The organism is Caulobacter sp. GW821-FHT12F03, from assembly GCF_058806855.1.
Map to the genome: position 1 here is coordinate 823,483 of NZ_JBXAQC010000001.1, position 23,743 is coordinate 847,225.

A 23,743-nucleotide genomic window follows, 5' to 3' on the forward strand; every position below is an offset into this window, starting at 1 on the left:
TCCGATGGACCTCGCGTTTTCGGATGACGACAAGGCCTTCCAGCGCGAGGTCCGCGACTGGATCGCCGAGAACTACGACGACGACCTGCGGCGCATGATGGGACAGTCGAAGAACGGCTATCTCAACAAGGCCGGCCAGGTGAAGTGGCAGAAGAAGCTGGCCTCCAGGGGCTGGGCCACGGTCAACTGGCCCGTCGAGTATGGCGGTCCCGGCTTCACCCCGTCCCAGGCCTATATCTTCAACATGGAGATGAGCCTGGCGGGCGTGCCCACGGCCTCGCCCATGGGCCTGAAGATGGTCGCCCCGGTGATCATGGCCTTCGGCACGCCGGAGCAGAAGGCGCAGCACCTGCCGCCGATCATCAATTCGGACATCTGGTGGTGCCAGGGCTACTCCGAGCCCGGCTCCGGCTCCGATCTCGCCAGCCTGCAGATGAAGGCCGAGCGGGACGGGGACGACTACGTCCTCAACGGCTCGAAGATCTGGACCACCCACGCCCAGTGGGCCGACTGGATGTTCTGCCTCGTGCGGACGGACGCCAGCGGCAAGCCGCAGAACGGCATCAGCTTCCTGCTGCTGCGCATGGACACGCCGGGCATCCAGATCAAGCCGCTGCCGACGCTCGACGGTCCCGCGACCAACGAGCAGGAAATCAACCAGGTCTTCTTCGACAACGTCCGCGTGCCGGTGGCCAACCGCATCGGCGAGGAGGGCAAGGGCTGGACCTACGCCAAGTACCTGCTCGAGTTCGAGCGCGGCAACGCCTACGCGCCGGGGCTGATGAACCAGCTGCAGAAGGTGCGCAAGATCGCCTCGGCCGAGCTCGGCGACGGCGGCGAGCCGCTGATCCGCGACCGCGACTTCCAGCGCAAGCTGGCCGAGATGGAGATCCGCATCGAGTCGCTCAACGCCACGGAGATGCAGATCTTCTCGGCCATGGGCTCGGGCAAGCCGGTCGGTCCGGCCTCCTCGATGCTCAAGTGCGCGGGCTCCGAAGCCCAGCAGGCGATCACCGAACTGGCCCTGGAGGCGGTCGGCGGCTACGCCACGCCGTTCATCCAGGACACCTGGGCGATGACCAACGACCCCAGGCCCGGCCCCGACTACGCCGCGCCGGTGGCGCCCAGCTACTTCAACTACCGCAAGGCCTCGATCTACGCCGGCTCGAACGAGATCCAGCGCAACATCATGGCCAAGCTGGTGCTGGGTCTCTGATCCAGCCGACCGGGCAATGAAAAAGGGCGGAGCGCCTGGCGCTCCGCCCTTCGTCGTTTCGGATCGAGGATCGTCTACCGCGCAGTCAGGAAGGCCGAGGACACCCAGCCGCGGTTGCCGTGCTCGTCGTCCACCTCCATCCAGACGCCGTTGCGGCCGCCCGTGGGGTAGAGGATCGCGCCGGCCGGCACGTTCAGCACCATCGCGGCCGTCGGGTTCGGGCCCGAGCGCATCGGCATCGACTGCGTGGCCACCATGGCGGCGGGGCCGGCATTGGCCGAGGCCTGTTCGCCGGTCGGCAGGGCGCCGCCCTGGGCGTAGTGGATCAGGTCGATGAAGGCGTTGAAGTAGGCCGCCGTGATGACCTTGCCGATCTCGGTGTTGCTGTAGCCGCCGCCGGCCGCCGCGCCGAAGCCCGTGCTGCCCAGCGCGCCGCCGCCCACGCCGAAGCCGATGTCGGTCTTCTTGGCCGTGCCTTCGGCGACGTAGAGCTGTTCGGTCGTGCGGGCGTCGACGACGGTGATGATCACCTGGGCTTCGGACTTCTTGGTGCGGATCTGGCCGGCCAGGGCGCCGAAGCCGCCCGGGATCACGCTGCCGGCGATCGCGCCGATGGCGTTGCCGCCGGAATTGGAGTTCGAGTTGGCGATGTCGGGCACGAGGAAGAAGTCCGCCGCGATCACCTGGCCGCGGCCGATGTTCGACCCGCGCGCCAGTTCGCCCGACCCGGCCAGGTCACGCTCCTGACCGCGCATCGCCAGGCCGGCGTTGCGGTCGACGACCCGGAAGCAGCCGGAGCGCGACGCGAACAGCTTGATCAGGGTTTCGGGGCTGGAGAGGCCGAGTTCGGTCCACCACTGCTTCTCCGGCTCCTGGATCGCGATCACGCCGAGCGGCCGGTCGCATTTGGGCATTTCCGGCGTGGCGGCGTTCGCCGGCTTCTTCCGGTCCATGCCGTACTGGGCGAACGCGGGGCTGGCCGGAGCCAGGACCATGGCCGCCAGGGCGATTCCGACGACGCCTTCTACGATTTTGCGCATTACTTCCCTCCAAGGGTTCGTCCGTGGGGATCGACGGGGGCCGTGACGTCCCGTCAAGACGCCGCCGGCAGTGGGCGGAATCCGCCCGCGATCCTGAGCCGGTACAGTGGCCCCGTGAAGACCGGCCGACGCCCCCCGAATGGGGGGACCTGTCAGGCGTTGGCCACGAGGTCGGCGATCAGGGTCGGGTGGGTGAAATAGACCAGCAGGCCGGCATCCTCGATGATCCGGAACTGCGCGTTGGGCAGGCCGCCCCAGATGACCCGCGCGTCGGGCATGGCCACGTGGCCGCACTCGGCGATCGTCCAGCGTTCGCCGCCGACGTTGGATGGCACCTCCCAGCCGGCCACGAAGGCGCGGTGCTCGGCGGCGAACCCGGCGCTCGAACGGGCGAACATGGCCTGGGCGTCGCGCACCAGGGATTCCATCACGCCCGGCGTCTTCAGCGCCTGCAGGTCGCAGGGAATATGGGTCAGGGACTGGCGCATGACCTTTTCCATCAGGTCGCTGCGGGTCTGGCGGCGCAGGATCTCGGCGACCAGGTCGATCATGTGCGGGTTTTCCATGAACGCCTTGCCGAGGACGCCCAGCATCGAGGTCGGCAGTCGGACGGTCAGCTTCCGGTCGGCGCTGGCGGGCCACTTGGGGTTCACCGCCACGCCGGCGACGACCCGGTCCGGGTGCAGGCAGGTGAACAACAGGCCGGCCGGGGTGCTGGAGTCGCGGATCAGCACCTTGGCCCGGTCGATGCGCAGGGCGTCCATGACGCGGGCCATGTCGTCGGCGGCCTGCTCGAGATAGGGCATGGCGGCGACGTCGGTCAGGCCATAGCCCGGACGCTGCGGCACCAGCGGGCGATAGCCGCGGGCGTGCAGGGCCACGACCAGCGCCGGCGGCAGCCGCCGTCCGGTGGTCGCGCCATGCATGACCAGCACGGGCTTGCCGCTGCGCGGGCCGTAGTCGGTGACGGCGATGCGGCGATCGCCCGAGGCGACGACCCGCAGCCGGCCGTTGGGATCGGCCGGCTCCAGCACCGTCTCGGCCGCGCCGGACAGGGCCGCCAGTGTGCTGGTCTCGGCCGCGAGCCGCACCAGGTCCTTGGCCTTGTTGACCCCGGTCTTGGCGAACACCGCCTTGAGCTGGCCGCGCACCGTCGCGTCCTTGACGCCGAGCGCCTCGGCGACCTCGCGCGCTGTCAGGCCCTGGGCGAAGCGGGCGGCGGCGCGGGCCTCCGCGGCCGTGGCCCCGAAGGTCGTGGCCAGCACGGTCTCCAGCGCCGGCGGCGTGGCGTGGTCGCCGCACATCAGGTCCATCATCCGCCGCACGAGGTCCGGCGAGCGGCGGGCCCCGGCCTTCTTCATCGCCTTCTTGAGGGCCTCGCGGGCCGTCTCGCGACCGACGCCGATGCGGAGGGCGGCGGCCTCCAGGTTGGGGGCGTCGAGCAGGGCCTCGGCGAGGCGGGCCTCGAGAGGCGTCAGGCCGAAGGCGTCGCTGGCGCGGGCCGCCAGGTCGCTGGCGCGCGAGGGGGCGAAGCAGAGCAGGGCGATGCGGCGGGCGGGGCCGGCCAGGGCCGCGCGGCAGGCGTCGGACAGGGGCCAGCCGGCGGCCGCTTCGCGCGAGCCGGCGCAGGCGGCCAGGGCCGCGCCGTCCGCGCCCTCGACCAGGCCGGTGGCCAGACCGTCGCGCACGGCGAGCCGGACCAGCCGGCGAAACGCGGCCAGATCGGGCTGTCCGCCGAACCATTTCGAGAAAACCTCATCGGCCAGGGCGAGCTCGCCGCCGGCCTCGACAATGGCCACGCCGATGGCCGATCGCGGGGCCACGGTGGCCGAGGCGCGACCGGTGGCGATCTGCGAGGCTTCGGTCAGCGCGGCGGTCAGGGCTTCGGGGTCACGGTCCAGCGCCCAGGCCAACGCGGCCCAGTCTTCAAGGATGGCCTGGGACGGGCGCCCCTCGGCCAGCCTCTCCCGCATGATCTCGGGAAAACCGTACTCGAGTTTCTTCAGCACAGGTGAACCTCCATCCGGGTCCCTCGACCGGATGCCCCCTGACTGTAGCGCGGATCGGGCCGGGGAGAACAGGACTCTCCGAACGGCCGACTCCCCAATTCCGGTAGGAGAATTTCTGCGTAGCAGCCCGTTCGAACAAGCGTTTAAACCGGCGCCTTCAAACAACCGGAGCCGCCCGTGTCCGCCGACATCCTCTTCCAGCCGCTGACGATCAAATCCCTGACCCTGAAGAACCGCATCGTCATGGCGCCCATGACGCGGTCCTTCTCCCCCGGCGGCGTGCCGACCGCCGATGTGGCGGCCTACTACGCCCGCCGGGCGCACAACGAGGTCGGGCTGATCGTGACCGAAGGCACGGGCGTCGCCCGTCCGGCCTCGCTCAACGACCGCAATGTGCCGCGCTTCCACGGCGACGCCGAACTGGCCGCCTGGAAGACCGTCTCCGACGCCGTGCACGGGGAGGGCGGCAAGATCGCGCCGCAGCTCTGGCATGTCGGCGCCGTCCGCTCGCAGGATCCGACGTGGAACCCCGAGGGCGGCTATGACAGCCCGTCCGGCCTTTCCAGTCCGGGCAAGCAGTTCGGCGAGGCGATGAGCGACGAAGAGGTCGCCGACGCGGTCGACGCCTTCGCCAGGGCCGCCGGCGCGGCGAAGGCGCTCGGCTTCGACTCGATCGAGCTGCACGGGGCCCACGGCTACCTGATCGACCAGTTCTTCTGGAACGGCGTGAACCTGCGCACCGACCGCTGGGGCGGCGCCACGCTGCCGGAACGGTCGCGCTTCGCCGCCGAGATCCTCAAGGCCGTCCGCCGCGAGGTCGGCGAGGATTATCCGGTGATCATCCGCCTGTCGCAGTGGAAGCAGCAGGACTTCACCGCCAGGCTCGCCGAAACGCCGGCCGAGATGGAGGCCTGGCTGCAGCCGCTGGCCGACGCGGGGGCGGACGTGTTCCACTGCTCGCAGCGCCGCTTCTGGGAGCCGGAATTCGAGGGCAGCGACCTGAACTTCGCCGGCTGGGCCAAGAAGCTGACCGGCAAGCCGACCATCAGCGTCGGCTCGGTGGGCCTGACCGGCGAGTTCATCGCCGCCTGGGGCGGCGAGGCGAGCCAGCCGGCGTCGCTGGACAACCTGGTCGAGCGCATGGACCGCGGCGAGTTCGACATGGTCGCTGTCGGCCGCGCGCTGCTGCAGGACCCCGAATGGGTGGTGAAGGTCCGCGAGGGCCGCACCGCCGAACTGAAGACCTTCGACCGCTCGGCCATGGCGGTGCTGTACTAGACGTGTCGGGGACATGTACCGAAGGTACGTGTCCCCTAAACAGTGGCCGCTCGATTGAGGGACACGTACCTTCGGTACATGTCCCCGTTGGAGCACGCGCCATGCTGACCGAGATCGACCGCATCCTGCTGGCCACGCCCGACGCCGTCGGCTCGGCGATGCCCTGGCGCGACCTGCTGGGGGCCGAGTTCGTCGGGCGGGACCGGCTGGGCAGCCTCGGCGCCCAGCGCATGACCCTGCGGGTCGGGACCACCGACATCGAGTTCCTCGAACCGGACGGAACCGGCCCGGTCTCCGACGAACTGGCGCGGCGGGGGCGGGCGCATCTGTTCGCGGCCGGGGCCCAGAGCGAGGACGCGGCCGGCGTCGCGCGCCATGCCGCCGGGGCCGGGGCGGCCTGCGTCGACGCCGATGACCGCCACTATGTGACGCTCGGCATCGAGGGCGCGCCGATCCGCTTCGTCGTCTCGCCGGCCGAGGCGCGGATGCCCGCCGGCAATGTCGACTTCCTCTACGAGGCCACTGTGCTGGCCGCCGACCAGGCCGCCGCGGTCGACCGGATCGCGCGGACCTTCAACCTCGATCCGTCGGCGTTCACGACCATCACCTCCGAGGCGTTCGGCTATACCGGGGTGCTGACGCTGTTCCATCCGGACCGGCTGCACCGCTTCGAGGTCATCACCCCGATCGACATGGACAAGACCATGGGCCGCTACTACCGGCGGGAGGGCGCGTCCTACTACATGGCCTTCGCCGAGAGCGCGGAGATGCCGCTGATCGAGCGGCTGGCGGCCGAGGCCGGGGCGGGGATCACGCTCGACCGGCCGGACGACCGCGACCCGGCCCTGACCGCCGACCAGCTGTGGCTGCACCCGGCGACGCTCGGCGGAATGATGCTGGGCGTGTCGCGGCCGAGCATGGCCTGGCGCTGGTCCGGCAAGCCCGAACGAGTCGAGCCGGTCACGCCGACGTCGGGAACACCGGCCACATCGCGCTGATCGCCTGGCCGTCCCAGACGGCCAGATCGCCGAACTGCAGCAGCACCGCCTCGCTCTGGGTCGGGCGCAGGAAGACGGTGTCGTCGGCCTTCAGGGAGACCCTGTCCGAGCCGGTCAGCAGCTCCTGGTTCGATGAACGGCCGAACAGCGACGAATATTGCAGGCCCGGCGGCGAAACCGGCGCAGCCAGCCAGTGGCCGCCATGGATGAAGAAGGCCCGCTCGGTGTTGCGGTCCCACAGGCGGAACAGCGGCGTCAGGGACTCGGCAGTCGGCAGGTCGGTGCGCGGCAGGGCCTTGAGCACCGGCGTGGCGATGAAGGCCGCCGGAACGTGGGCGGCCAGGGTGTCGACGTCGAAATCCAGCGGTTTGACGAAGGCCGAGCCGACCGAGATGTCGTTGGCGTAGGGGCTGTCGTGGTGCAGCCGGTAGGTCGGCGAGCCGGCGGTGTTCAGCGTCAGGGCGGCGGGATTGAATGCCGCGCCCTGCGCGTCGCGCAGCTGGTCGAGGAAGCCCTGGTAGAGGCTCCGGCTGTGGGCCAGGGCCTTGTCGCGGCCATGACCGGCCTTCACGTGGCTGAGGTGCGGATCGTAGCCCATCAGGCCGCCCAGACTGAGCGCCGGGTCGGCGTCGATGCGTTGCAGGGCGGCGGCGAAGTCGGCGGGTGTGCTGAACCCGCCGCGATGCAGGCCGACGTCGATTTCCAGGCTGACCCGCATCGTGGTCCCGGCGGCGCGGGCGATGGCCGCGTACTGGTCCAGCCGGGCGGGCGTGTCGATCAGCCACTGCAGCCGGCGGGCGGGATCGAAGCCGGCCGCCCTGCCGGGCCCTGCGGCGTAGAAGCCGTGCGCCTCGGCGGCGGCCAGCGGCTTGCCCATCAGATAGTCGCCGTCGGGCCGTGCGGCGGCCATGGTCGCCAGCATCGGGCCGTTGAAGACCATGAAGCGGCTTGTGCCGACACCCCTGGCCACGGCGTCGAGCAGGCCGAGCGACGGGAGCGACTTGACCACCACCCGCAGACCCTGGCGGGCCGGCAGGAAGCCCTTCACCGCGGCGATGTTGGCCTGCAGCCGCCGCTGGTCGATGACCAGGGTCGGCCGCGCCAGGCCCGCGGCCTTCAGCGCGGCCTGCAGGCCGAGGAAGTAGGGCGAATGGACCCCGCCATGGTCGCCGGGCCGCAGCGCCAGGGTTCCGGCCGCGCCCAGGGCCAGCACGCCGCCTCCGGCGATCATCAGGCGGCGGTCAAGGGCAATGGACATGCCGGCGTCTCCTGCGGACAGATCGAGGCTGGCCGGACAGGAGTCCGGCCAGCCTCACACTATCGTCCACTTCCGCTTGCGTCGGCTACTTCTTGCAGATGGCGCTGGAGCCGCCTTCGGGCAGCGGCGCGCCCAGACTGTTGCTGTTGCGGCTGCGGCAGTCCGGCGTGTCTTCTTCCTTGGTCGCTTCGGCCACGCCGACGAGGACCAGGCCGGCGCCGAGCGTGGCGAGATACGGGTGCATGGCGATCCAGTGGCCGGCGCCCTCGCCGAAATTGTTCTGGAAGGGCGAGACGAACTGGCGACCATTGCTGGCGAACGACAGGCTCGCCACGTCCATCATCCGGACCGAGCCTTCGGCCGAGGCCTGCGAGAAGCTCAGCGCGAGCGACGGGGCCGCGGCGCGGTCCGTCTTGCGGTCGCCGAACGGCACGGTCCATCGCAGGGCGACGGTCTCGCCCTGAAGCGCCTGGTCGGCGCGCTGCTGGAAGTAGCCCTGGTCCTGCGCGCCGGCCGCGCCGGCCGCCGTCAACGTTGCGGCGAGCACGATCGCCGCGGTCATGGTTCTGGTCGTCATCATTGTCACCCCTCCTGGAGAATCCAGTTCGGCCAGATTTCGGTAGCCGGTGAGTCGTCGCAATCGCCTGGTCCGGGCCGGGCCCGGAACGGGCGCCATCCTGATCCGTTGGCGACAGGTGACTTGCAGAAGGGTGATCGAAATGACCGAAAACGTGCAGAAGACCGACGGCTCGCAGCCCGGCGTGATGGGCGACGGCACCGAGGAGCAGAACCTTGGCCAGCCGGGCCATCCCGAAGCCCGCATCACCGAGGCCGAGGTGAAGGACGCCTTCGGCAAGGCGAAAGAGCTGGCTGAAGGCGACGACAAGCCGGCGAAGTAGTCGGTCAAGGGAACAGGCCCTAGACTGCCTGTTCCCTTGCGCCGGAGATCCTGACTCGTGACCGACACGCCGGACCAGCCCCCGCCCGACGAAACGCCGATGCAGAAGGCCCTGCGCCTGAAGCAGGCGGCGCTCGACGCCCGGCCCAAGGCCCCGCGCGGCGGCCGGTTCCAGCGCGAGCAGGCGGCCGCGCACGCGTCCGCCTCGAAGTCGAAGCCCTGGATGTCGCGTTAGACGTCCGGGGACACGTACCTTCGGTACATGTCCCCGTCTGATCAGGCGTTGAAGTTCAGCTTCAGGCCGGGACGCGGCCATTTGGCCTTGTAGAGCTTGCCGGTGCCCGACGCGGTGATCCAGGCGGTGGTCATGTCCGGCCCGCCGAAGCAGATGTTGGTCACCAGGATGTCCGGGAACGGATAGTGCTCGGTCGAGCCGTCCGGGTCGAAGGCGGTGATGCCGCCGTTGATGATCGTCGCCACGCAGACCTTGCCGCCGGCCTCGACCGCCAGGCTGTCGAGCAGCTGGAAGCCCGGCAGGTTGCAGACCACCCGGCCCGGCTGGAACGGCGGCGGCTCGGCCAGCACGCCCGGCTCGGCGATGTCGAACGCCCACAGCCGGCCGAGGTTGGTGTCGGCCATGTAGACGACGGTCTCGTCCGGCGAGAGGCCCACGCCGTTGGGCGAGATGAAGTGGTCGCGCTGGCGGCTGATGTGGCTACCGTCGATCTTCGCGTAGTAGAGCGCGCCGTTCTTGCGGCCGTCCGGCGTTGTGCAGCCGTGATCGGTGAACCACATGCCGCCCTGCTTGTCGAAGACCAGGTCGTTGGGGCCGACGAGGCGCTTGCCGTCACAGCTGTCGTAGATCGTCTCGACCTTGCCGGTGGCGATGTCGACGCGCTGGATCATGCCGCCGACGTGGCTGGCGGGCGTCGGGCCCGGGATCAGCAGGCCCTGGGCGTCCATCCACTCGAAGCTGCCGCCGTTGTTGGTGACATAGATCGCGCCGTCCGGTCCGATCGCCGCGCCGTTCGGCCCGCCGCCGGTCTCGGCGACCACCGAGGTCTTGCCGTCGGGCGTGACGCGCGTCAGCCGCTGGCCGGCGATCTCGGTGAAGATCACCGACCCGTCATTCATGGCGATGGGGCCTTCGGGGAACCGCAGTCCCTCCGCGACGAGTTCGATGTCCATGCGACGCACTCCCTGATTTTCTCGTTGCAGGGATAGAACCGCCTGACGCCGCGTCAGCGCAAGCGGCCTCGGCTAGCGGCGCTCGAGAACCCGGAAGACGAAGGCGTGGTCGTCGCCCTCGCCGGCGGGATGAGCCTCGCGGCGCACCTCGGTCCAGCCGGATTCGTCGAACGCCGGAAAGTAGACGTCGCCTTCCGGCGCCGCGTCGACCTCGGTGACGTACATGCGCTTGGCCCGGGGCAGGGCCAGGGCGTAGAGCGCCGCGCCGCCGATGACGCAGACCTCCTCCGCGCCGTCCTCCTCGGCCTGCTCGCGGGCGATCTCGAGCGCCTCGCCGAAGCTTTCGCAGACCACCGCGCCATTCGGCTCGAACGAGCCGTCCTTCGACAGAACCAGGTTGAGGCGGCCGGGCAGGGGCTTGAACGGCAGGCTGTCCCAGGTCTTGCGGCCCATGATCACCGGCTTGAACATCGTCACCTGCTTGAACAGGGCGAGGTCCGACTTCAGCCGCCAGGGCAGTTTGCCGTCGACGCCGATGACGCCGTTGCGGCCACGGGCGACGGGGCCGAGCGCGATGGGAATGGTCATGACTCCTGATTAGCCGCTCCCGGCCCGGCTGTCCCGCCATTGATCGCGGCGGGGAGGCCGCTAGGCTGGTTCGGGGAAACGGGGATGCGCATGACCGATCTGGCCTTCGAGATGACCATGCCGCGCACGGGCGCGGCCACGGTGCTGACGCCGCTGGAGCGCCGGCTTCCGCCGCCGGGACCGGGCGAGGCGCGGGTGGCGATCGAGGCGACCGGCGTGGCCTATGCCGACATCGTCATGCGCCAGGGGCTGTATCCGGGCGTGAAGGCCCCGGTGACGCCGGGCTACGACTTCATCGGGCGGGTCGAGGCGCTCGGCCCGGGCGTCGAGGGCTTCAGGGTCGGTCAGCGGGTCGCCGCCCTGACCGTCACCGGCTCCTACGCCAGTCGTCGCAACATCGAGGCCCGCTGGCTGGCGCCCGCGCCCGAGGACGCGCCGGCCGACCGGCTGGTCGCGGGCGTGCTCAACGGCCTGACCGCCTGGCAGATGTTCCACCGCATCGCCGTCGCCGGCCCGGGCGAATGGGTGCTGGTGCACGGCGCGGCCGGGGGCGTCGGCGCCCTGCTGCTCGATCTGGCCCGCTCGGCCGGGGTGCGGGCCATCGGCACAGCCTCGGCCGGCAAGAAGGTGGTGGTCGAGGCGCGCGGCGGCGTGCACCTCGACTATCGCGGCGAAGACCTCGTCAAACGCATCCGCAACATCTCCGGCGGGGGTGTGGTCGCGGCCTACGACCATATCGGCGGCAAGCATCTGAAGGCCGTGTCCATCGCGTCCCTGCGGCGGGGCGGGACGGCGGTGCTGTACGGCGGCTACGATGCTACCCGCGGCGGCAAGGTCCGGCCCGGCGCGCTGATCGACATGGCGCTGCACAACAGCCTCTCCAGCCTGCGCCTGTTCGGCGAGAGCCAGGGCGTGGTCGGCTACAATGTCTCCCTCTGGCGTGACGCGCGGCCGGAGGTCTATCGCGCCGACCTGACCGAGATCCTCGCGCGCATCGCCGACGGGCGGATCGACCCGCTGGTCGGCGCGACCTTCCCGCTGGCCGAGGCGGCGAAGGCGCAGCAGACGCTGGAAAGCAGCGCCGTGGCCGGCAAGGTCGTGCTGCTGCCCTAGGGCGGCGGTGCGGCCGGCGGGGTCCAGCCGACGAACACCAGCGAGCGCGTCGGCTGCTGCGGCTGACCCGTGTCGGGATAGAAGGCCACGACCACCACGCGGGATCCGTCCGGCACGGCGTACTGCTCCGTGCGGCCGCCGCCGGCCGTGACGCCCGACTGCGGCGCGGCGAACCCTTCCTTGGCCGCCCAGGTCGCGACGCGCTTGTTGAACCCCGTGTGGTCGGCCAGTGGCCCGCGCGAGACGACCACGCAGGCCTTCGCGCCCGGCGGCGCCGGAGGCGTGGCCAGTTCGATGGTCAGGGTCCGTTCGCCGGCCTCGGCGACCCAGCCCTTGTCGTCCTTGTGAAAGCCGGCTTCCGCGGCGGCCTTGTCCAGCGGGGCGCCGCGCTGGACGGCCAGGCAGGCCTGGAACCCGCGCCACGCCAGGCCTTCGGCGGCCCCCACGACAGTCGCGGCCGGCGGCGGCGTGGCGGGGGCGGGGGCGGGAGCCTGGGCGTGGGCCCCGGCCGGCAGGGCGGCGAGGAGGGCGCAGGCGGCGAGGGCGCGGGCGAGCGGTTTCAGCATGACATCCTGACTACCGCGCGGGGCGGCGCCTGTCAGCGGACCTTGCGGGCGTCGAGGTAGTCGGAGAGGCGGCCCAGGGCGCGGTCCACTTTCGGAAACAGCCACGCAAGCGGCGGCACGAGTACAAGGGCCATGCCGAGCATCAACAGAACGGTGGCGACGAAGGGATCCATCAGGCGGTCTCCTTGGCCTTCATATAGCGCAGAAGCGCCTGCGACGAGAATATGCAGGCGATGCCGAGCGTGACGCCGAGGATCACACGCGACGCCTCGAACGACCGTGTGGCATCCACGATTGGCGCTACGAGCGCGCCGATGCAGAGCGCAAGACCAAGTGCGTTCAGGCCGGCGGCGCCGAGCTTCACGCGCTCCTTTCGCACCTCGGGGTCGAGGTGGCGCATGTCCCGGGTTGATGGTGGGAGTTCGCTGATCATCGCCCCGATTCTGAACGAACCGAGAACAACTTTCAAGTGCATCGAGCCACAGCTAAACCGCGATCGGCGCCTTGATGCCCGGGTGGGCCTGGTAGCCCTCGACGGTGAAGTCCTCGTAGTCGAAGGCGAACAGGTCGCGCTTCGGCGCCAGCGTCAGCGTCGGGAAGGGCAGGGGCTCGCGGCGGAGCTGCTCCTTCGCCTGGTCGAGGTGGTTCAGATAGAGGTGGGCGTCGCCGAAGGTGTGGATGAACTCGCCCGGCTGCAGGCCGACGACCTGGGCCATCATCTGCGTCAGCAGGGCGTAGCTGGCGATGTTGAACGGCACGCCGAGGAAGACGTCGGCGCTGCGCTGGTAGAGCTGGCAGCTGAGCTTGCCGTCCGCGACGAAGAACTGGAACAGGCAGTGGCAGGGCGGCAGGGCCATGTCCTCGACGTCGGCCGGGTTCCAGGCGCTGACGATGTGGCGGCGGCTGTTGGGATTGGTCTTCAGGCTTTCGACCACGGCGCTGATCTGGTCGATGACCCGGCCGTCGGGCGTGGCCCAGCTGCGCCACTGGCGGCCGTAGACCGGGCCCAGTTCGCCGGACTCGTCGGCCCACTCGTTCCAGATGCTGACGCCCCGCTCCTGCAGCCAGCGGACGTTGGTGTCGCCGCGCAGGAACCAGAGCAGCTCGAGGATGATCGACTTGAGGTGAAGCTTCTTGGTCGTCAGCAGCGGAAAGCCCCGCGCCAGGTCGAAGCGCATCTGGCGGCCGAAGACGCCGAGCGTGCCGGTGCCGGTGCGATCGCCGCGCTGCACGCCGTTGGTCATGATGTCGGCCAGCAGGCCGAGATACTGCCGCTCCGGATGGTCGGCCGGGGCCTTTTCCTGGACGGCGATGACGGGCGCGATGACGTTCATGATGGCGTCGAGCGTCGCCCCGAATCACCGGCCCGCCAAGTCATGAAGCGCAACCGTCCACAGGCGATCAGCCGCCGAACCCGCCCTCGTCGAGAAACGCCTGCTCCTCCGGCGTGGTTTCGCGGCCCATCATGGCGTTGCGGTGGGGGAAGCGGCCGAAACGGACGATGATGTCGCGGTGCACGACCGCCCATTTCAGCGTGTCCTCGTCGCCCGTGGCGTCGCGCAGCGCCTCGCACAGGCGCACCGACAACTCCTGGTCGGCGAGGTCCTCGGAGTGCTCGAACGGCAGGTAGCAGAACGGCCGCAGCTGGGGCTCGATCTCCTGGTCGAAGTCCGACAGGACCATGTGCCGCGCCACGCGGCGGGCCATGGCGTCGGTGGCGAAAGCGTGCGGCGACTTGCGCCACAGGTTGCGCGGGAACTGGTCCAGCAGCAGCAACAGGGCGAGGCAGCCGTCGGCCGTGCCCATCCAGCCATCGTACTCCCCGCGCGCCGCGCGGAAGTGCACCGGCTCGAACCGCAGGCGCAGGGCCTCGTCGAAGCGGGGATCCTTGCGAAACCATTTCTGGGGTCCGGCGTGGCGCCAGTACCCGATCACATCAACTGGATTGGCCGTCATGCCACGAAGCTGGCGCAACGCGCGTTCTTGTTCAACCACGGTTCAGGTTCGGAGTCGCAACCCTTGGTGCAAAGGGACACAGAGGGGCCCGCGCGGCCGGACTCCAGGAGCACAACGATGAAGAAGACCATCACTACGGCCCTCGTGCTGACGTTGCTGGGCGGCACGGCGGCCTTCGCCCAGCAGGATTACGGTCGCGGCCGCAACAACAACCCCGATGACGCGCGGCCGGCCGATGCCCCGCCGCCGCCCCGGACGGAGCGGCGCGACGGCGGTCCGCCGCGTGGCGCCCATCCCCCCGGCCCCCAGGGGCAACCGCAAGGCCAGCCGCAGGGCGCGCCGCAAGGTCAGGGCGGCCAGGGTCCGAGCGGCCGGCCCGGACGTCCCGGCGGCCCCGGACAGGGCGGCCCCGGTCAGGGCGGCCAGGGCGGCTGGGATCGTGATGGCGACGGTCGTCCCGACGGCCGGCCGCGCGGCCCCGGCGGTCAGGGCGGACAAGGCCAGGGCCAAGGACAGGGTCAGGGCGGCTGGGACCGCGACGGCGACGGTCGCCCCGATGGTCGTCCGGGTCGTCCCGGCGGTCAGGGCCAGGGCGGCCCCAGTCAGGGCCAGGGCGGTTGGGACCGCGATGGAGACGGCCGTCCCGACGGACGTCCCGGTCGGCCGGGCGGCCCGGGCGGACAAGGTCCGGGCGGTCAGGGTCAGGGCGGCTGGGACCGCGATGGCGACGGACGTCCCGACGGGCGCCCCGGTCGTCCGGGAGGCCCGGGCGGTCAAGGCCAGGGCGGCTGGGACCGCAACGGCGATGGTCGTCCCGACGGCCGTCCCGGCGGCCAGGGGCCGGGTCGTGGCGACTGGGATCGCGACGGACGCGGCGGCGGCTCGCGCTGGGACGGTCACCGTCCGGGCGAGGGGCGCGGCATGCGCGATCGCGACCACGGGCGGCGCTGGTACGACGAGCGGTCGTGGCAACGGTCCTACCGGTCGCACCACCGCTACCGCATCGCCCCCTATCGCTATCCCCGCGGCTGGTACGTCCGCAGCTGGAGTTTCGGCGACTACCTGCCGTTCGGCTGGTACAGCTCGTCCTACTATCTGAACTGGGGCGCCTACGGCCTGCCGTACCCGCCGATCGGTTGCGAATGGGTCCGCGTCGGCCAGGACGCGCTGCTGGTGGATGTCTGGTCGGGCCGTATCCTGTCGGTCTACTACGGCATCTTCTGGTAGGCGCAGGCCGGCCACAGGATGAAGCCCCGGAGGCGACTCCGGGGCTTTTTCGTATGGCGAACGCTGCGGCCTCGAGGCGCGGGCAAGCGATTTCGCGTCCCTGCCGCCTTGACCTGCGCGCAAAATTCCGCTCGATAGCCCGGCCTTTGTTGCACTGCCGTTGCGCAGGTGCGGCGCAAACGTCCGACCCGGAGAAAAATCATGCGCGTCTACTATGACCGCGACGCCGATCTGGCCCGCATTCTGGACCGGAAGATTGCGATCGTAGGCTATGGCAGCCAGGGCCACGCCCACGCGCTGAACCTCCGCGACTCCGGCCTCAAGAACGTTGCCGTGGCCCTGCGCCCCGGTTCGGCCTCGGCCAGGAAGGCCGAAGGCGAAGGCCTGAAGGTCATGACGGTGGCCGAAGCCGCCGCCTGGGCCGACGCCATCATGATCCTCGCGCCCGACGAGCTGCAGCGCGGCATCTACGAGAACGAGATCGCCCCCAACATCCGTGACGGCGCGGCGCTGCTGTTCGCCCACGGCCTGAACGTCCACTTCGGCCTGATCGAGCCGAAGGCCAGCGTCGACGTGCTGATGGTCGCGCCCAAGGGCCCCGGCCACACCGTGCGCGGCGAGTATCTCAAGGGCGGCGGCGTGCCCTGCCTGATCGCCGTCCACCAGAACGCCACCGGCAACGCCATGGACCTGGGCCTCGCCTATGCCAGCGCCATCGGCGGCGGCCGCTCGGGCATCATCGAGACCAACTTCCGCGAGGAATGCGAAACCGACCTGTTCGGCGAGCAGGCCGTGCTCTGCGGCGGCCTGGCCGAGCTGATCCGGGCCGGCTTCGAAACCCTGGTCGAGGCCGGCTACGCGCCGGAGATGGCCTACTTCGAATGCCTGCACGAGGTGAAGCTGATCGTCGACCTGATCTACGAGGGCGGCATCAGCAACATGAGCTACTCGATCAGCAACACGGCCGAGTACGGCGCCTACGTCAGCGGGCCGCGCGTGGTCACCTCCGAAACCAAGGCGGAGATGAAGCGCATCCTCGAGGACATCCAGTCGGGCCGCTTCGTGCGCGACTTCATGCTCGAGAACCAGGTCGGCCAGCCGAGCTTCAAGGCCACCCGCCGTCGCGCTTCCGAACACCAGATCGAGGAAGTCGGCGGTCGCCTGCGCGCCATGATGCCCTGGATTACGAAGAATCAACTGGTGGACAAGGCGAAGAACTGATCCATCTCCCGCCGTTGATATGCGGCGAGGGGATGGCCTGGTGTCTCGTGTTCCTATCGGTCTGATCGCGGCCGGTCTCTGTCTTCTCGCCGGCGGCGCGGGGGCGGAAACCGCCGCGCCGTCCGCTTCGCCGACCGACCTCGAGGGCATCGTCATCGTCGCCGACACCGACGTGAGGGTGTCCATCGCCGTGGCCGGCGATCTCGGCGAGTCCACCTTCGTGACCAGTGCGCCGCCCGGCATGGCCTGCGGCGGCGCGCGCTACCAGTACATGACCCGCGAGAACCGGCAGTGCTGGCTTCGCATGCGCCGCAAGGCGCCGCTGGTGCTGGCGGCCCAGAGCGAAGGCCGCTACGGCGTCGACTGGACCGTGCAGTGGGTCGGCTGCGAGCCGGTCGGCAACGGCGCGGCCTGCACCCTGAACGCCCAGGACGAGTCCCAGGTCGTGGCCCTGTTCACGCGCAAAACGGCGCCCTAGGCTGGCGGCGTCCCTGTGGAGCCGCTCCGATGAAACGCCTGATCCTCGCCGCCGCCCTGACCCTGACCGCCGCGCCGGCGCTGGCCGCGCCCGTGGCCTACACCATCGATCCCAGCCACACCCAGACGACCTTCACCGTCGACCGGTTCGGCTTCACCACCATCCTGGGCGCGTTCACCACGGCGTCCGGCACGATCTGGATTGACGAAGCCAGCCCGGCCAATTCACGGGTCGAGGCCCAGGTCGCGACCGCCAGCCTCTATGCCGGCGACGCCACCCGCGAGGAGCATGTGAAGGGCGAGCGCTGGCTCAACGCCGCGGCCAACCCGACCATCACCTTCAAGTCGACGAAGGTCGTGACCACCGGTCCCGACACGGCCGACGTGACCGGCGACTTCACCCTGAACGGCGTGACGAAGCCGGTGACCTTCAAGGTCAAGCTGAACAAGATCGGCAAGGCGCCCGGCTCGGGCAAGCCGGCCGCCGGCTTCACCATCACCGGCTCGGTGCATCGCCGCGACTTCAACATCGGCGCGGCGCTGCCGGCCGGGCTGATCGGCGAGGACGTGCCGATCCGCATCGAGGCCCTCGCGGTTGCGCCCGCGCCCGCTGCGCCCTAGCTGGGGCGCATGAAACGCATCGACACGATCTACCTGGCCGGACCCGAGGTCTGGTACCCCAATCTCGGCTCGCACATGGCCCAGCGCCAGGCGCTGTGCGAGAACGCCGGCTTCACCCTGCTGCAGGCCAACACGCGCGAGCTGCGCGAGCGGGAGCCGGGCGAGGTGATGGCCCGCGAGATCTACGCCGAGCGGGTGGCGCGCATGCGCCGGGCCGACGCGGCGATCGTCAACCTGACGCCCTGGCGCGGACCGGGCGCGGATCCGGGTTCGGCGTTCGAGGCGGGCTTCCTGTCGGGTCTCGGCAAGCCCGTATGGGCCTATATGAACATCAGCTACGAGCATGACGCCGAGTACCGCGACCGGGTCGACGCCCATTTCGGCGCCCAGCTCGACGAGGACGGCGTCTGGCGCGACGGCGAGGGCTGCCTGATCGAGGATCTCGGCCTGCCCGAGACCCTGATGCTGTGGGCCGAGGCGCGGCGGCTGTTCGTCATCGTCACCCCCGACACCCAGGGCGACGTGACCGGCCTGCAGCTGTGCCTCGAGGCCGTGCGGCAATACGCGGAAGATTGAATGCACGGGGACATGTACCGCAGGTACGTGTCCCCCAATCGAGTGGCGGGTTTAGGGGACACGTACCTGCGGTACATGTCCCCTCAATCCCACGCCAGCGCGGCCTCGCCCCGCAGGATCGCTTCCGCCGCCGCGCTGTGCTGGCCGCCGTCGCGATCGTGCAACACCAGCGGCGGCAGCAGGACCAGCGGGGCCTTGCCGGTCTTCACGGCCCGCACCAGCACCCGCTTGGCCGGCTGGTCGGCGAACGGGTGGACCGGCCGGACGCGGAACGAGCCCGCCTTGGCCCCCAGCAGCGACAGAAGGTCGCCCAGCCGGTCGGCGCGATGAATGACGGTGATGGTCCCGCCCTCGCGCACGGCCTTGAGCAGGAAGCCCGTCCAGGCCTGCAGCCCGCCGTCGGCCATCCAGGCGCCGGACTTCTCCGGGGCCGGGCCGCGCAGCTCGCCGGGATCATCGAAGAACGGCGGGTTGGCCATCACCGCGTCGAACACCGGCTGGGCCAGGGCCCGGAAGCCGGCCTGGACATCGCCGTCCATGATCGTGACCCGCGGGCCAAACCCGTTCAGGGCCACGCCTTCACGCGCCAGGGCGGCGGCGGCCGGATCGCGCTCGACGCCGGTGAACACCGCCTCCGGCCGCCGGAACGCCGCCGCCAGCAGGGCCCCGCCCGCGCCGCAGCCGGCCTCCAGCACCCGCGCGCCGGGGCTCGCGTCGCACGCCGCCGCCAGCAGGGCCGCATCCATGCCGGCGCGATAGCCGCGCGTCGGCTGGCGCAGGAAAACCCGTCCGTTCAGCAGCCGATCGTCGGTTACGTCGCTGTGGTCAGCCATCTCGGCCTTGCCCTCGTCTCTTCCCTGACCTATCCCGCCCGGGAGGCATCCCGCAACGGCGCTGGGCCATTGAGCGAGGATGAAGGAGCGCAGGTGTTGGACGCAGCAAATGCGGCCGTGGCCCGTCCGACGGGCTCCGTCGACGGACTGGTGGAGCTGGCGTCCCATGACATGGCGGGCGTCAACGCCATCATTTCCGCGCGCATGCAGAGCCCCGTGTCGGTGATCCCGGCGCTGGCCGACCATCTGATCAACGCCGGCGGCAAGCGGCTGCGGCCGCTGCTGACCGTGGCCACCGCGCGGCTGGTCGGGGCGGTCGACGACTCCTGCCTCAAGCTGGCGGCGGCGGTGGAGTTCATCCATACGGCCACGCTGCTGCACGACGACGTCATCGACTCCTCGCAGCTGCGCCGCGGCAAGGTCGCCGCCCACCTGATCTGGGGCGCGCCGTCGAGCGTGCTGGTCGGCGACTACCTGTTCGCCCGCGCCTTCGAGCTGATGGTCGAGGCCGGGTCGCTGACCGCACTCGACATCCTGGCCAAGGCCGCCGGCGTGATTTCCGAGGGCGAGGTGCTGCAGCTGACGCGCGCCCACGACCTGAACCTGTCGCAGGACGTCTATCTCGAGATCATCCGCGCCAAGACCGCCGAACTGTTCGCCGCCGCCGCCGAGGCGGGCGCCGTCAGCGCCGGGGCCCCGGACGAGATGCGCCGGTCGATGCGCGCCTATGGCCTGAACCTGGGTCTGGCCTTCCAGCTGGTCGACGACGCCCTCGACTACGGCGGCACGACCGAAGCCCTGGGCAAGAACGCCGGCGACGACTTCCGCGAAGGCAAGGCGACCCTGCCGCTGTTGCTGGCCATCGCCCGCACCGGCGCGTCCGAGGCGGCCTTCTGGGAGCGGACCATCGGCCGCCGGGAACAGACCGACGAGGACTTCCGCCGGGCCCGCGACCTGATCCTGCGCACCGGCGCGGCCGAAGCGACCCTCGACCTGGCCCACCAGTTCGCCGAGGAGGCCAAGGCCGCCCTCGGCCGCACCGAGGCCAACGCCTGGCGCGCGGCGCTGGAAGACCTGGCCGACTTCGCCGTCAGCCGACGGACCTGACCGACGGGCGCCCACCCCGGCGCCGGTCTGATACTGTTCGACAGGACCTTTCGGAGCCCAGGGTGAGCGAAACGTCAGGCGAGAACGGATCGGCCGACCCGTCGGCGCTGCTGATGCTGGTCGAGGCGATCGAGCAGCTGTCGGCGGCGCGGACCGCCGAGGACGTCGCCGCCATCGTCCGGACCCGGGCGCGGGCCATCTCCGGCGCCGACGGAGTCAGCATCGTTCTGCGCGACGGCGACTTCTGCCACTACCTCGACGAGGATGCGGTCGGACCGCTGTGGAAGGGCCGTCGCTTCCCCATTGATCGCTGCATCTCGGGCTGGGCCATGACGCACGGCGAAACGGTCGTGATCCCCGACGTCTATGCCGACGCCCGTATTCCGCATGACGCTTACCGGGCCACGTTCGTGAAGAGCCTGGTGATGACCCCGGTGCGACCGGACGATCCGGTCGGCGCGATCGGCGCCTACTGGTCGACCGTCCGGCAACCGTCGCCCGACGAGGTGTCGGCCCTGTCGGTGATCGCCCGGGCCACCGCCACCGCGTTGCAGAACGTCGCCCTGCTGCACAGTCTGGAGGCGGCTCTGGCGCAGCGCGACAAGCTGATCCGCGAGCTGGATCACCGGGTGAAGAATACCCTCGCCGCGGCCCTGTCGATCGCCAACCAGACCCTCCGCACCACCGCCTCGCCGACGGCGTTTACAGAGGCGTTCAACGGCCGGCTGATGGCGCTGTCCCAGGCGCACGAGCTGATGGCGCTCGAAGGCTGGCGCGGCGGCGGCCTGGAGGATGTCCTGCGTCGCGCGATCCCGCCGGACGATCTGGCGCGCGTGTCGCTGCGCGGCCCGGCGGTGCGGCTGAAGCCGGAGTCGGCGGTCAGCTTCCTGCTGGTCGCCCACGAACTGGCCACCAACGCCCTGCGCCACGGGGCGCTGACACGCGCCGACGGGCGGGTGAGCGTCGACTGGCGGCTGGATGGCGAGGGCTTCGCCCTGTCCTGGCGCGAGCGGGGCGGGCCCACGGTGCAGGCGCCGGCCAGGCCGGGCTTCGGCGTGCGGATGATCGAACACGGCCTGCCGCGCGACATCGGCGGCAAGGGTGTGCTGACCTTCGCACCCGAAGGCGTCCGCTATGATCTCAGCGCCCCGCCGTCCGAGCGTATCGTCGCCGCATGACCGACCGCATCCTCGTCATCAAGCTGTCGGCCCTGGGCGACTTCATCCAGGCCACCGGGCCGATGAAGGCCATCCGCGCCGCCCACCCGGGCGCGCGCATCACCCTGCTGACCACGGCCCCCTACGCGGTCATGGGCCGGGCGACAGGCTGGTTCGACGAGATCTGGGACGACGGACGGCCGGACTGGGGCGACCTGCGCGCGGTCTGGCGGTTGATCGCACGGATGCGGGCGGCCCGGTTCGACCGGGTTTACGACCTGCAGACCCAGAGCCGCACGATCCGCTATTTCCAGCTGCTCTGGCCGCGCCGGCCGCTGTGGTCCGGCAATGCGCCGGGGGCGGCGTTCGCCTATCGCGGCGCGGCGCGGGACCGGCTGCACATCCAGGACTCCCAGCGCGAGCAGTTGCGCCTCGCGGGCATCGCCGAGGTCGGGCCGCCGGACATCGGCTGGCTGACCGGCGGGGAGGGCGCGGCGGCGAATCTGCCGTCGCCCTACGCCCTGCTGATCCCGGGCGGCTCGCCCCACCGGCCGGCCAAGCGCTGGCCCGCCGAGCGGTTCGCGGGGCTGGCGCTGCGACTGTCGAAAGCCGGCCTGACCCCGGTGGTGCTGGGTCACGGGGCCGGCGAGGCCGCCCTCGCGGACACGATCCTCGCCGGCGCGCCGGGGGCGATCAGCCTGGTCGGCCGCACGTCCGTGGGCGACATCGCCGACCTGGCGCGCAGCGCGGCGTTGACCATCGGCAACGACACCGGCCCGACCCATCTGGCCGTGGCGGCCGGCAGTCCCGCGGTGGTGCTGTTCTCGAACGAAAGCGATCCGGCGCTCAACGCGCCGCGGGCGATCCGCTCCGACCAACCGGTGCTGACCCTGCGCGCGCCGGATCTGGCCGACCTCGACGTCGACCAGGTCGCGGCAGCGGTCGACGAGGTCAGAAGCCGCTGAACAGCCGGTCGAGCGCGCGGCGGATGGTGTCTTCGCGCGTCTTGAGATCACCGACGACGCGGAGATGGCCGGCCAAGGCCGTGCTGGTCAGTTCCGACACCGCAACGAGCAACTGCCGGCCGTCGAATTCGACAGGGACGTCCAGGCGGGTAGGAACCCGCGCCTCGGCCTGGATCATCGGCGCAATCACGACGGTGTCGAAGTCGTCGAGGTGGTGCGACTGCAATGACACGAGAAACGGAGCGTAGGGCTGCCCGCCGGCCTTTGGATTGCAGACGACGTCGAATTGCCGCATCGCCGTCTAGCTTCGCCAGGTGTCGCCGAAACAGTCTCTCTCACGAATGCGGCGATTGTAGTCGGCGATCGCTTCGGGATTTTCCCCCGCTTCGAACGGCGCGCCGGCCTCAGCGACGCCGTCGGCCGGCGCAAGCCGCCTGATGGTCGTTTCAAGGGCGGAAGCCAGATCCAGACCAAGCGCCTCGGCGCGCGCCAGCATCAGGGGATCGAGTTGCAATGTGACAGGAGTCTTCGCCATGCCGTCGATGATGTCCCTTGGAGGCCGGGTGTCAAATTACAATCGCAAGGCGTGCGTAATGCCACTCCACTCGACCCGCGCGAATCCCATCGCTTCCCAGAACGGCGCGGCGGCGGGCGAGGCGCGGGCGTTGAGGGTCAGCAGCGGCGCGGTCTGGAAGCCCTGCTGCGTCATCGCGCCGGCGAGGGCGGTGGCCACGCCCGCCCGCCGGAAGGCCGGCCGCACATAGAGCCGGCGAAGGCGCATGGCCGGCTCGGCGAGCGACCGTTCCGGCGTCACGCCCCCGACGCCGGCGAGCGCGCCGTCGACGAGGGCCGAGAACAACGCGCCGCCGGGCTCGGCGAAGGGATCATCGGCCGATCCACGTTCGGCGGCCAGCCGGGCCATGTTGCGCACCCCCTCGGCGGTCGCCTCGGCCGACATGACGTCGAATCCATGCGGCAGGCCCTCGAAAAGCCGTAGGATGGTCACCACCTCCGACCTCGTGTCGTTTCCGGGATCCCGTTCATGCGTCTGTTGCTCAACATCCTGTGGTTCATCTTCGGCGGCTGGCTGAGCGGTCTGCTGTGGCTGCTGGGCGGTCTGGTGCTGGCCCTGACCATCGTTGGCCTGCCGTACACCGCCGCCGCCTGGCGCATCGCCGGCTTCGCCTTCTGGCCGTTCGGCAAGGAAATCGTCTCACGCGAGATCGTCACCGGCTCGCATGACATCGGCACCGGCCCGCTGGGCTTCGTGTTGAACGTGATCTGGTTCGTCTTCGCCGGCTGGTACATCGCCCTGTCGCACGTCGTGGCGGCCTTCTTCGAGGGCATCACCATCATCGGCCTGCCGTTCGCCTTCAAGGACCTGCAGCTGGCCCAGATCGCCTTCGCGCCGGTGGGGAAGATCGTGGTGGAGAAGCGGTAGGCGCGGGGCC

30 protein-coding genes are annotated in these 23,743 nt (G+C 70.5%); 15 read left to right on the forward strand and 15 right to left on the reverse strand.

What is annotated here, in order from left to right:
* Positions 1 to 4 precede the first annotated feature (4 nt).
* Positions 5 to 1,216 carry an acyl-CoA dehydrogenase family protein gene (locus AC1RN0_RS03980; protein ID WP_492786131.1) on the forward strand — a complete coding sequence of 404 codons (1,212 nt, stop codon included), beginning with the start codon at positions 5 to 7 and terminating at the stop codon, positions 1,214 to 1,216.
* A 74-nt stretch (positions 1,217 to 1,290) separates the two neighbouring features.
* Here the strand turns inward: AC1RN0_RS03980 and AC1RN0_RS03985 are convergent, their stop codons facing one another.
* A complete protein-coding gene (locus AC1RN0_RS03985) occupies positions 1,291 to 2,256 on the reverse strand; it encodes a CsgG/HfaB family protein (protein WP_492786132.1) in 966 nt (321 codons plus the stop codon).
* A gap of 152 nt (positions 2,257 to 2,408) precedes the next feature.
* Positions 2,409 to 4,265, reverse strand: a complete 1,857-nt coding sequence (locus tag AC1RN0_RS03990; RefSeq protein WP_492786133.1) for an alpha/beta fold hydrolase — start codon at positions 4,263 to 4,265, stop codon at positions 2,409 to 2,411.
* Positions 4,266 to 4,442: 177 nt separating this feature from the next.
* On the opposite strand from AC1RN0_RS03990, the gene AC1RN0_RS03995 reads away from it, so the two are divergent.
* Positions 4,443 to 5,543, forward strand: a complete 1,101-nt coding sequence (locus AC1RN0_RS03995) for an NADH:flavin oxidoreductase (RefSeq protein ID WP_492786134.1) — start codon at positions 4,443 to 4,445, stop codon at positions 5,541 to 5,543.
* A 101-nt stretch (positions 5,544 to 5,644) separates the two neighbouring features.
* The gene (locus tag AC1RN0_RS04000; protein ID WP_492786135.1) at positions 5,645 to 6,541 is read left to right on the forward strand and encodes a VOC family protein; all 897 of its coding nucleotides are present in this window, start codon (positions 5,645 to 5,647) and stop codon (positions 6,539 to 6,541) included.
* Here the strand turns inward: AC1RN0_RS04000 and AC1RN0_RS04005 are convergent.
* Both AC1RN0_RS04005 and AC1RN0_RS04010 read right to left on the reverse strand, forming a co-directional pair.
* Positions 6,504 to 7,799: an alanine racemase gene (locus AC1RN0_RS04005; protein WP_492786136.1), complete on the reverse strand. Its 1,296-nt coding sequence runs from the start codon at positions 7,797 to 7,799 to the stop codon at positions 6,504 to 6,506. The two genes, AC1RN0_RS04000 and AC1RN0_RS04005, sit on opposite strands and share 38 nt — an antisense overlap.
* Before the next feature lie 85 nt (positions 7,800 to 7,884).
* Positions 7,885 to 8,379 carry a hypothetical protein gene (locus AC1RN0_RS04010; protein WP_492786137.1) on the reverse strand — a complete coding sequence of 165 codons (495 nt, stop codon included), beginning with the start codon at positions 8,377 to 8,379 and terminating at the stop codon, positions 7,885 to 7,887.
* Positions 8,380 to 8,518: 139 nt separating this feature from the next.
* Between AC1RN0_RS04010 and AC1RN0_RS04015 the strand changes: the two genes are divergently transcribed.
* Positions 8,519 to 8,698 (forward strand): hypothetical protein, encoded by a 180-nt coding sequence (locus AC1RN0_RS04015; RefSeq protein WP_492786138.1) that lies wholly within the window; start codon positions 8,519 to 8,521, stop codon positions 8,696 to 8,698.
* Between the two features lie 57 nt (positions 8,699 to 8,755).
* Positions 8,756 to 8,932 carry a hypothetical protein gene (locus tag AC1RN0_RS04020; protein ID WP_492786139.1) on the forward strand — a complete coding sequence of 59 codons (177 nt, stop codon included), beginning with the start codon at positions 8,756 to 8,758 and terminating at the stop codon, positions 8,930 to 8,932.
* A gap of 41 nt (positions 8,933 to 8,973) precedes the next feature.
* On the opposite strand, the gene AC1RN0_RS04025 is transcribed toward AC1RN0_RS04020, so the two are convergent.
* Both AC1RN0_RS04025 and AC1RN0_RS04030 read right to left on the reverse strand, forming a co-directional pair.
* Positions 8,974 to 9,885 (reverse strand): SMP-30/gluconolactonase/LRE family protein, encoded by a 912-nt coding sequence (locus AC1RN0_RS04025; RefSeq protein WP_492786140.1) that lies wholly within the window; start codon positions 9,883 to 9,885, stop codon positions 8,974 to 8,976.
* 72 nt (positions 9,886 to 9,957) lie between these two features.
* Positions 9,958 to 10,473, reverse strand: coding sequence for a dihydrofolate reductase (locus AC1RN0_RS04030; protein ID WP_492786141.1), 516 nt, complete (start codon positions 10,471 to 10,473; stop codon positions 9,958 to 9,960).
* A gap of 84 nt (positions 10,474 to 10,557) precedes the next feature.
* Here AC1RN0_RS04030 and AC1RN0_RS04035 point away from each other — a divergent pair, with 84 nt between their 5' ends.
* Positions 10,558 to 11,586, forward strand: a complete 1,029-nt coding sequence (locus AC1RN0_RS04035) for an alcohol dehydrogenase catalytic domain-containing protein (RefSeq protein ID WP_492786142.1) — start codon at positions 10,558 to 10,560, stop codon at positions 11,584 to 11,586.
* Here AC1RN0_RS04035 and AC1RN0_RS04040 read toward each other — a convergent pair.
* The 5 genes from AC1RN0_RS04040 to AC1RN0_RS04060 form a co-directional block, all read right to left on the reverse strand.
* Entirely contained in the window at positions 11,583 to 12,152 is a 570-nt protein-coding gene (locus tag AC1RN0_RS04040) for a hypothetical protein (RefSeq protein WP_492786143.1), read from the reverse strand. The genes AC1RN0_RS04035 and AC1RN0_RS04040 overlap by 4 nt on opposite strands.
* Positions 12,153 to 12,184: 32 nt before the next feature.
* On the reverse strand, positions 12,185 to 12,325 hold the full coding sequence (locus AC1RN0_RS04045) for a hypothetical protein (protein WP_492786144.1): 141 nt from the start codon (positions 12,323 to 12,325) through the stop codon (positions 12,185 to 12,187).
* Positions 12,325 to 12,585 (reverse strand): hypothetical protein, encoded by a 261-nt coding sequence (locus tag AC1RN0_RS04050; protein WP_492786145.1) that lies wholly within the window; start codon positions 12,583 to 12,585, stop codon positions 12,325 to 12,327. The genes AC1RN0_RS04045 and AC1RN0_RS04050 overlap by 1 nt, the downstream gene beginning before the upstream one ends.
* 52 nt (positions 12,586 to 12,637) lie before the next feature.
* Positions 12,638 to 13,486: a thymidylate synthase gene (locus AC1RN0_RS04055; RefSeq protein ID WP_492786146.1), complete on the reverse strand. Its 849-nt coding sequence runs from the start codon at positions 13,484 to 13,486 to the stop codon at positions 12,638 to 12,640.
* Between the two features lie 67 nt (positions 13,487 to 13,553).
* Entirely contained in the window at positions 13,554 to 14,108 is a 555-nt protein-coding gene (locus AC1RN0_RS04060) for a DUF924 family protein (RefSeq protein WP_492786416.1), read from the reverse strand.
* 117 nt (positions 14,109 to 14,225) lie between these two features.
* Between AC1RN0_RS04060 and AC1RN0_RS04065 the strand changes: the two genes are divergently transcribed.
* From AC1RN0_RS04065 to AC1RN0_RS04085, 5 genes are all read left to right on the forward strand, one after another.
* A complete protein-coding gene (locus tag AC1RN0_RS04065; RefSeq protein ID WP_492786147.1) occupies positions 14,226 to 15,335 on the forward strand; it encodes an RcnB family protein in 1,110 nt (369 codons plus the stop codon).
* A 201-nt stretch (positions 15,336 to 15,536) separates the two neighbouring features.
* The gene (ilvC, locus tag AC1RN0_RS04070; RefSeq protein ID WP_492786148.1) at positions 15,537 to 16,556 is read left to right on the forward strand and encodes a ketol-acid reductoisomerase; all 1,020 of its coding nucleotides are present in this window, start codon (positions 15,537 to 15,539) and stop codon (positions 16,554 to 16,556) included.
* A 40-nt stretch (positions 16,557 to 16,596) separates the two neighbouring features.
* The gene (locus AC1RN0_RS04075) at positions 16,597 to 17,034 is read left to right on the forward strand and encodes a hypothetical protein (protein ID WP_492786149.1); all 438 of its coding nucleotides are present in this window, start codon (positions 16,597 to 16,599) and stop codon (positions 17,032 to 17,034) included.
* Positions 17,035 to 17,063: 29 nt separating this feature from the next.
* On the forward strand, positions 17,064 to 17,654 hold the full coding sequence (locus tag AC1RN0_RS04080; protein WP_492786150.1) for a YceI family protein: 591 nt from the start codon (positions 17,064 to 17,066) through the stop codon (positions 17,652 to 17,654).
* A 9-nt stretch (positions 17,655 to 17,663) separates the two neighbouring features.
* The gene (locus tag AC1RN0_RS04085; protein WP_492786151.1) at positions 17,664 to 18,230 is read left to right on the forward strand and encodes a nucleoside 2-deoxyribosyltransferase; all 567 of its coding nucleotides are present in this window, start codon (positions 17,664 to 17,666) and stop codon (positions 18,228 to 18,230) included.
* A gap of 83 nt (positions 18,231 to 18,313) precedes the next feature.
* On the opposite strand, the gene AC1RN0_RS04090 is transcribed toward AC1RN0_RS04085, so the two are convergent.
* Positions 18,314 to 19,063 (reverse strand): tRNA1(Val) (adenine(37)-N6)-methyltransferase, encoded by a 750-nt coding sequence (locus AC1RN0_RS04090; protein ID WP_492786152.1) that lies wholly within the window; start codon positions 19,061 to 19,063, stop codon positions 18,314 to 18,316.
* Positions 19,064 to 19,159: 96 nt separating this feature from the next.
* Here AC1RN0_RS04090 and AC1RN0_RS04095 point away from each other — a divergent pair, with 96 nt between their 5' ends.
* The 3 genes from AC1RN0_RS04095 to AC1RN0_RS04105 all read left to right on the forward strand — a co-directional run bounded on the left by AC1RN0_RS04095 (position 19,160) and on the right by AC1RN0_RS04105 (position 22,292).
* Positions 19,160 to 20,170: a polyprenyl synthetase family protein gene (locus AC1RN0_RS04095; protein WP_492786153.1), complete on the forward strand. Its 1,011-nt coding sequence runs from the start codon at positions 19,160 to 19,162 to the stop codon at positions 20,168 to 20,170.
* A 62-nt stretch (positions 20,171 to 20,232) separates the two neighbouring features.
* Positions 20,233 to 21,348 carry a sensor histidine kinase gene (locus tag AC1RN0_RS04100; RefSeq protein WP_492786154.1) on the forward strand — a complete coding sequence of 372 codons (1,116 nt, stop codon included), beginning with the start codon at positions 20,233 to 20,235 and terminating at the stop codon, positions 21,346 to 21,348.
* Entirely contained in the window at positions 21,345 to 22,292 is a 948-nt protein-coding gene (locus AC1RN0_RS04105) for a glycosyltransferase family 9 protein (RefSeq protein ID WP_492786155.1), read from the forward strand. Before AC1RN0_RS04100 ends, AC1RN0_RS04105 begins: the two co-directional genes overlap by 4 nt.
* Here AC1RN0_RS04105 and AC1RN0_RS04110 read toward each other — a convergent pair.
* Genes AC1RN0_RS04110 through AC1RN0_RS04120 form a run of 3 tightly spaced genes read right to left on the reverse strand, consistent with a single transcriptional unit; the run spans position 22,279 to position 23,301 of the window.
* Positions 22,279 to 22,587, reverse strand: a complete 309-nt coding sequence (locus AC1RN0_RS04110) for a CcdB family protein (RefSeq protein ID WP_492786156.1) — start codon at positions 22,585 to 22,587, stop codon at positions 22,279 to 22,281. The two genes, AC1RN0_RS04105 and AC1RN0_RS04110, sit on opposite strands and share 14 nt — an antisense overlap.
* Before the next feature lie 6 nt (positions 22,588 to 22,593).
* Complete coding sequence (locus tag AC1RN0_RS04115; protein ID WP_492786157.1) at positions 22,594 to 22,827, reverse strand: type II toxin-antitoxin system CcdA family antitoxin; 234 nt, start codon at positions 22,825 to 22,827, stop codon at positions 22,594 to 22,596.
* A 36-nt stretch (positions 22,828 to 22,863) separates the two neighbouring features.
* On the reverse strand, positions 22,864 to 23,301 hold the full coding sequence (locus AC1RN0_RS04120; RefSeq protein WP_492786158.1) for a GNAT family N-acetyltransferase: 438 nt from the start codon (positions 23,299 to 23,301) through the stop codon (positions 22,864 to 22,866).
* 33 nt (positions 23,302 to 23,334) lie between these two features.
* Between AC1RN0_RS04120 and AC1RN0_RS04125 the strand changes: the two genes are divergently transcribed.
* Positions 23,335 to 23,733: a YccF domain-containing protein gene (locus tag AC1RN0_RS04125; RefSeq protein ID WP_492786159.1), complete on the forward strand. Its 399-nt coding sequence runs from the start codon at positions 23,335 to 23,337 to the stop codon at positions 23,731 to 23,733.
* Positions 23,734 to 23,743: the final 10 nt, after the last annotated feature.

Excerpts from the sequence above, each read along its gene's own strand:
- AC1RN0_RS03980 (WP_492786131.1), top strand. The coding sequence starts at position 5 with ATGGACCTCGCGTTTTCGGATGACGACAAGGCCTTCCAGCGCGAGGTC.
- AC1RN0_RS03985 (WP_492786132.1), bottom strand. The coding sequence starts at position 2,256 with ATGCGCAAAATCGTAGAAGGCGTCGTCGGAATCGCCCTGGCGGCCATG.
- AC1RN0_RS04000 (WP_492786135.1), top strand. The coding sequence starts at position 5,645 with ATGCTGACCGAGATCGACCGCATCCTGCTGGCCACGCCCGACGCCGTC.
- AC1RN0_RS04005 (WP_492786136.1), bottom strand. The coding sequence starts at position 7,799 with ATGTCCATTGCCCTTGACCGCCGCCTGATGATCGCCGGAGGCGGCGTG.
- AC1RN0_RS04010 (WP_492786137.1), bottom strand. The coding sequence starts at position 8,379 with ATGATGACGACCAGAACCATGACCGCGGCGATCGTGCTCGCCGCAACG.
- AC1RN0_RS04015 (WP_492786138.1), top strand. The coding sequence starts at position 8,519 with ATGACCGAAAACGTGCAGAAGACCGACGGCTCGCAGCCCGGCGTGATG.
- AC1RN0_RS04025 (WP_492786140.1), bottom strand. The coding sequence starts at position 9,885 with ATGGACATCGAACTCGTCGCGGAGGGACTGCGGTTCCCCGAAGGCCCC.
- AC1RN0_RS04030 (WP_492786141.1), bottom strand. The coding sequence starts at position 10,473 with ATGACCATTCCCATCGCGCTCGGCCCCGTCGCCCGTGGCCGCAACGGC.
- AC1RN0_RS04035 (WP_492786142.1), top strand. The coding sequence starts at position 10,558 with ATGCGCATGACCGATCTGGCCTTCGAGATGACCATGCCGCGCACGGGC.
- AC1RN0_RS04040 (WP_492786143.1), bottom strand. The coding sequence starts at position 12,152 with ATGCTGAAACCGCTCGCCCGCGCCCTCGCCGCCTGCGCCCTCCTCGCC.
- AC1RN0_RS04045 (WP_492786144.1), bottom strand. The coding sequence starts at position 12,325 with ATGGATCCCTTCGTCGCCACCGTTCTGTTGATGCTCGGCATGGCCCTT.
- AC1RN0_RS04050 (WP_492786145.1), bottom strand. The coding sequence starts at position 12,585 with ATGATCAGCGAACTCCCACCATCAACCCGGGACATGCGCCACCTCGAC.
- AC1RN0_RS04055 (WP_492786146.1), bottom strand. The coding sequence starts at position 13,486 with ATGAACGTCATCGCGCCCGTCATCGCCGTCCAGGAAAAGGCCCCGGCC.
- AC1RN0_RS04060 (WP_492786416.1), bottom strand. The coding sequence starts at position 14,108 with ATGACGGCCAATCCAGTTGATGTGATCGGGTACTGGCGCCACGCCGGA.
- AC1RN0_RS04065 (WP_492786147.1), top strand. The coding sequence starts at position 14,226 with ATGAAGAAGACCATCACTACGGCCCTCGTGCTGACGTTGCTGGGCGGC.
- ilvC (WP_492786148.1), top strand. The coding sequence starts at position 15,537 with ATGCGCGTCTACTATGACCGCGACGCCGATCTGGCCCGCATTCTGGAC.
- AC1RN0_RS04080 (WP_492786150.1), top strand. The coding sequence starts at position 17,064 with ATGAAACGCCTGATCCTCGCCGCCGCCCTGACCCTGACCGCCGCGCCG.
- AC1RN0_RS04085 (WP_492786151.1), top strand. The coding sequence starts at position 17,664 with ATGAAACGCATCGACACGATCTACCTGGCCGGACCCGAGGTCTGGTAC.
- AC1RN0_RS04090 (WP_492786152.1), bottom strand. The coding sequence starts at position 19,063 with ATGGCTGACCACAGCGACGTAACCGACGATCGGCTGCTGAACGGACGG.
- AC1RN0_RS04105 (WP_492786155.1), top strand. The coding sequence starts at position 21,345 with ATGACCGACCGCATCCTCGTCATCAAGCTGTCGGCCCTGGGCGACTTC.
- AC1RN0_RS04110 (WP_492786156.1), bottom strand. The coding sequence starts at position 22,587 with ATGCGGCAATTCGACGTCGTCTGCAATCCAAAGGCCGGCGGGCAGCCC.
- AC1RN0_RS04115 (WP_492786157.1), bottom strand. The coding sequence starts at position 22,827 with ATGGCGAAGACTCCTGTCACATTGCAACTCGATCCCCTGATGCTGGCG.
- AC1RN0_RS04125 (WP_492786159.1), top strand. The coding sequence starts at position 23,335 with ATGCGTCTGTTGCTCAACATCCTGTGGTTCATCTTCGGCGGCTGGCTG.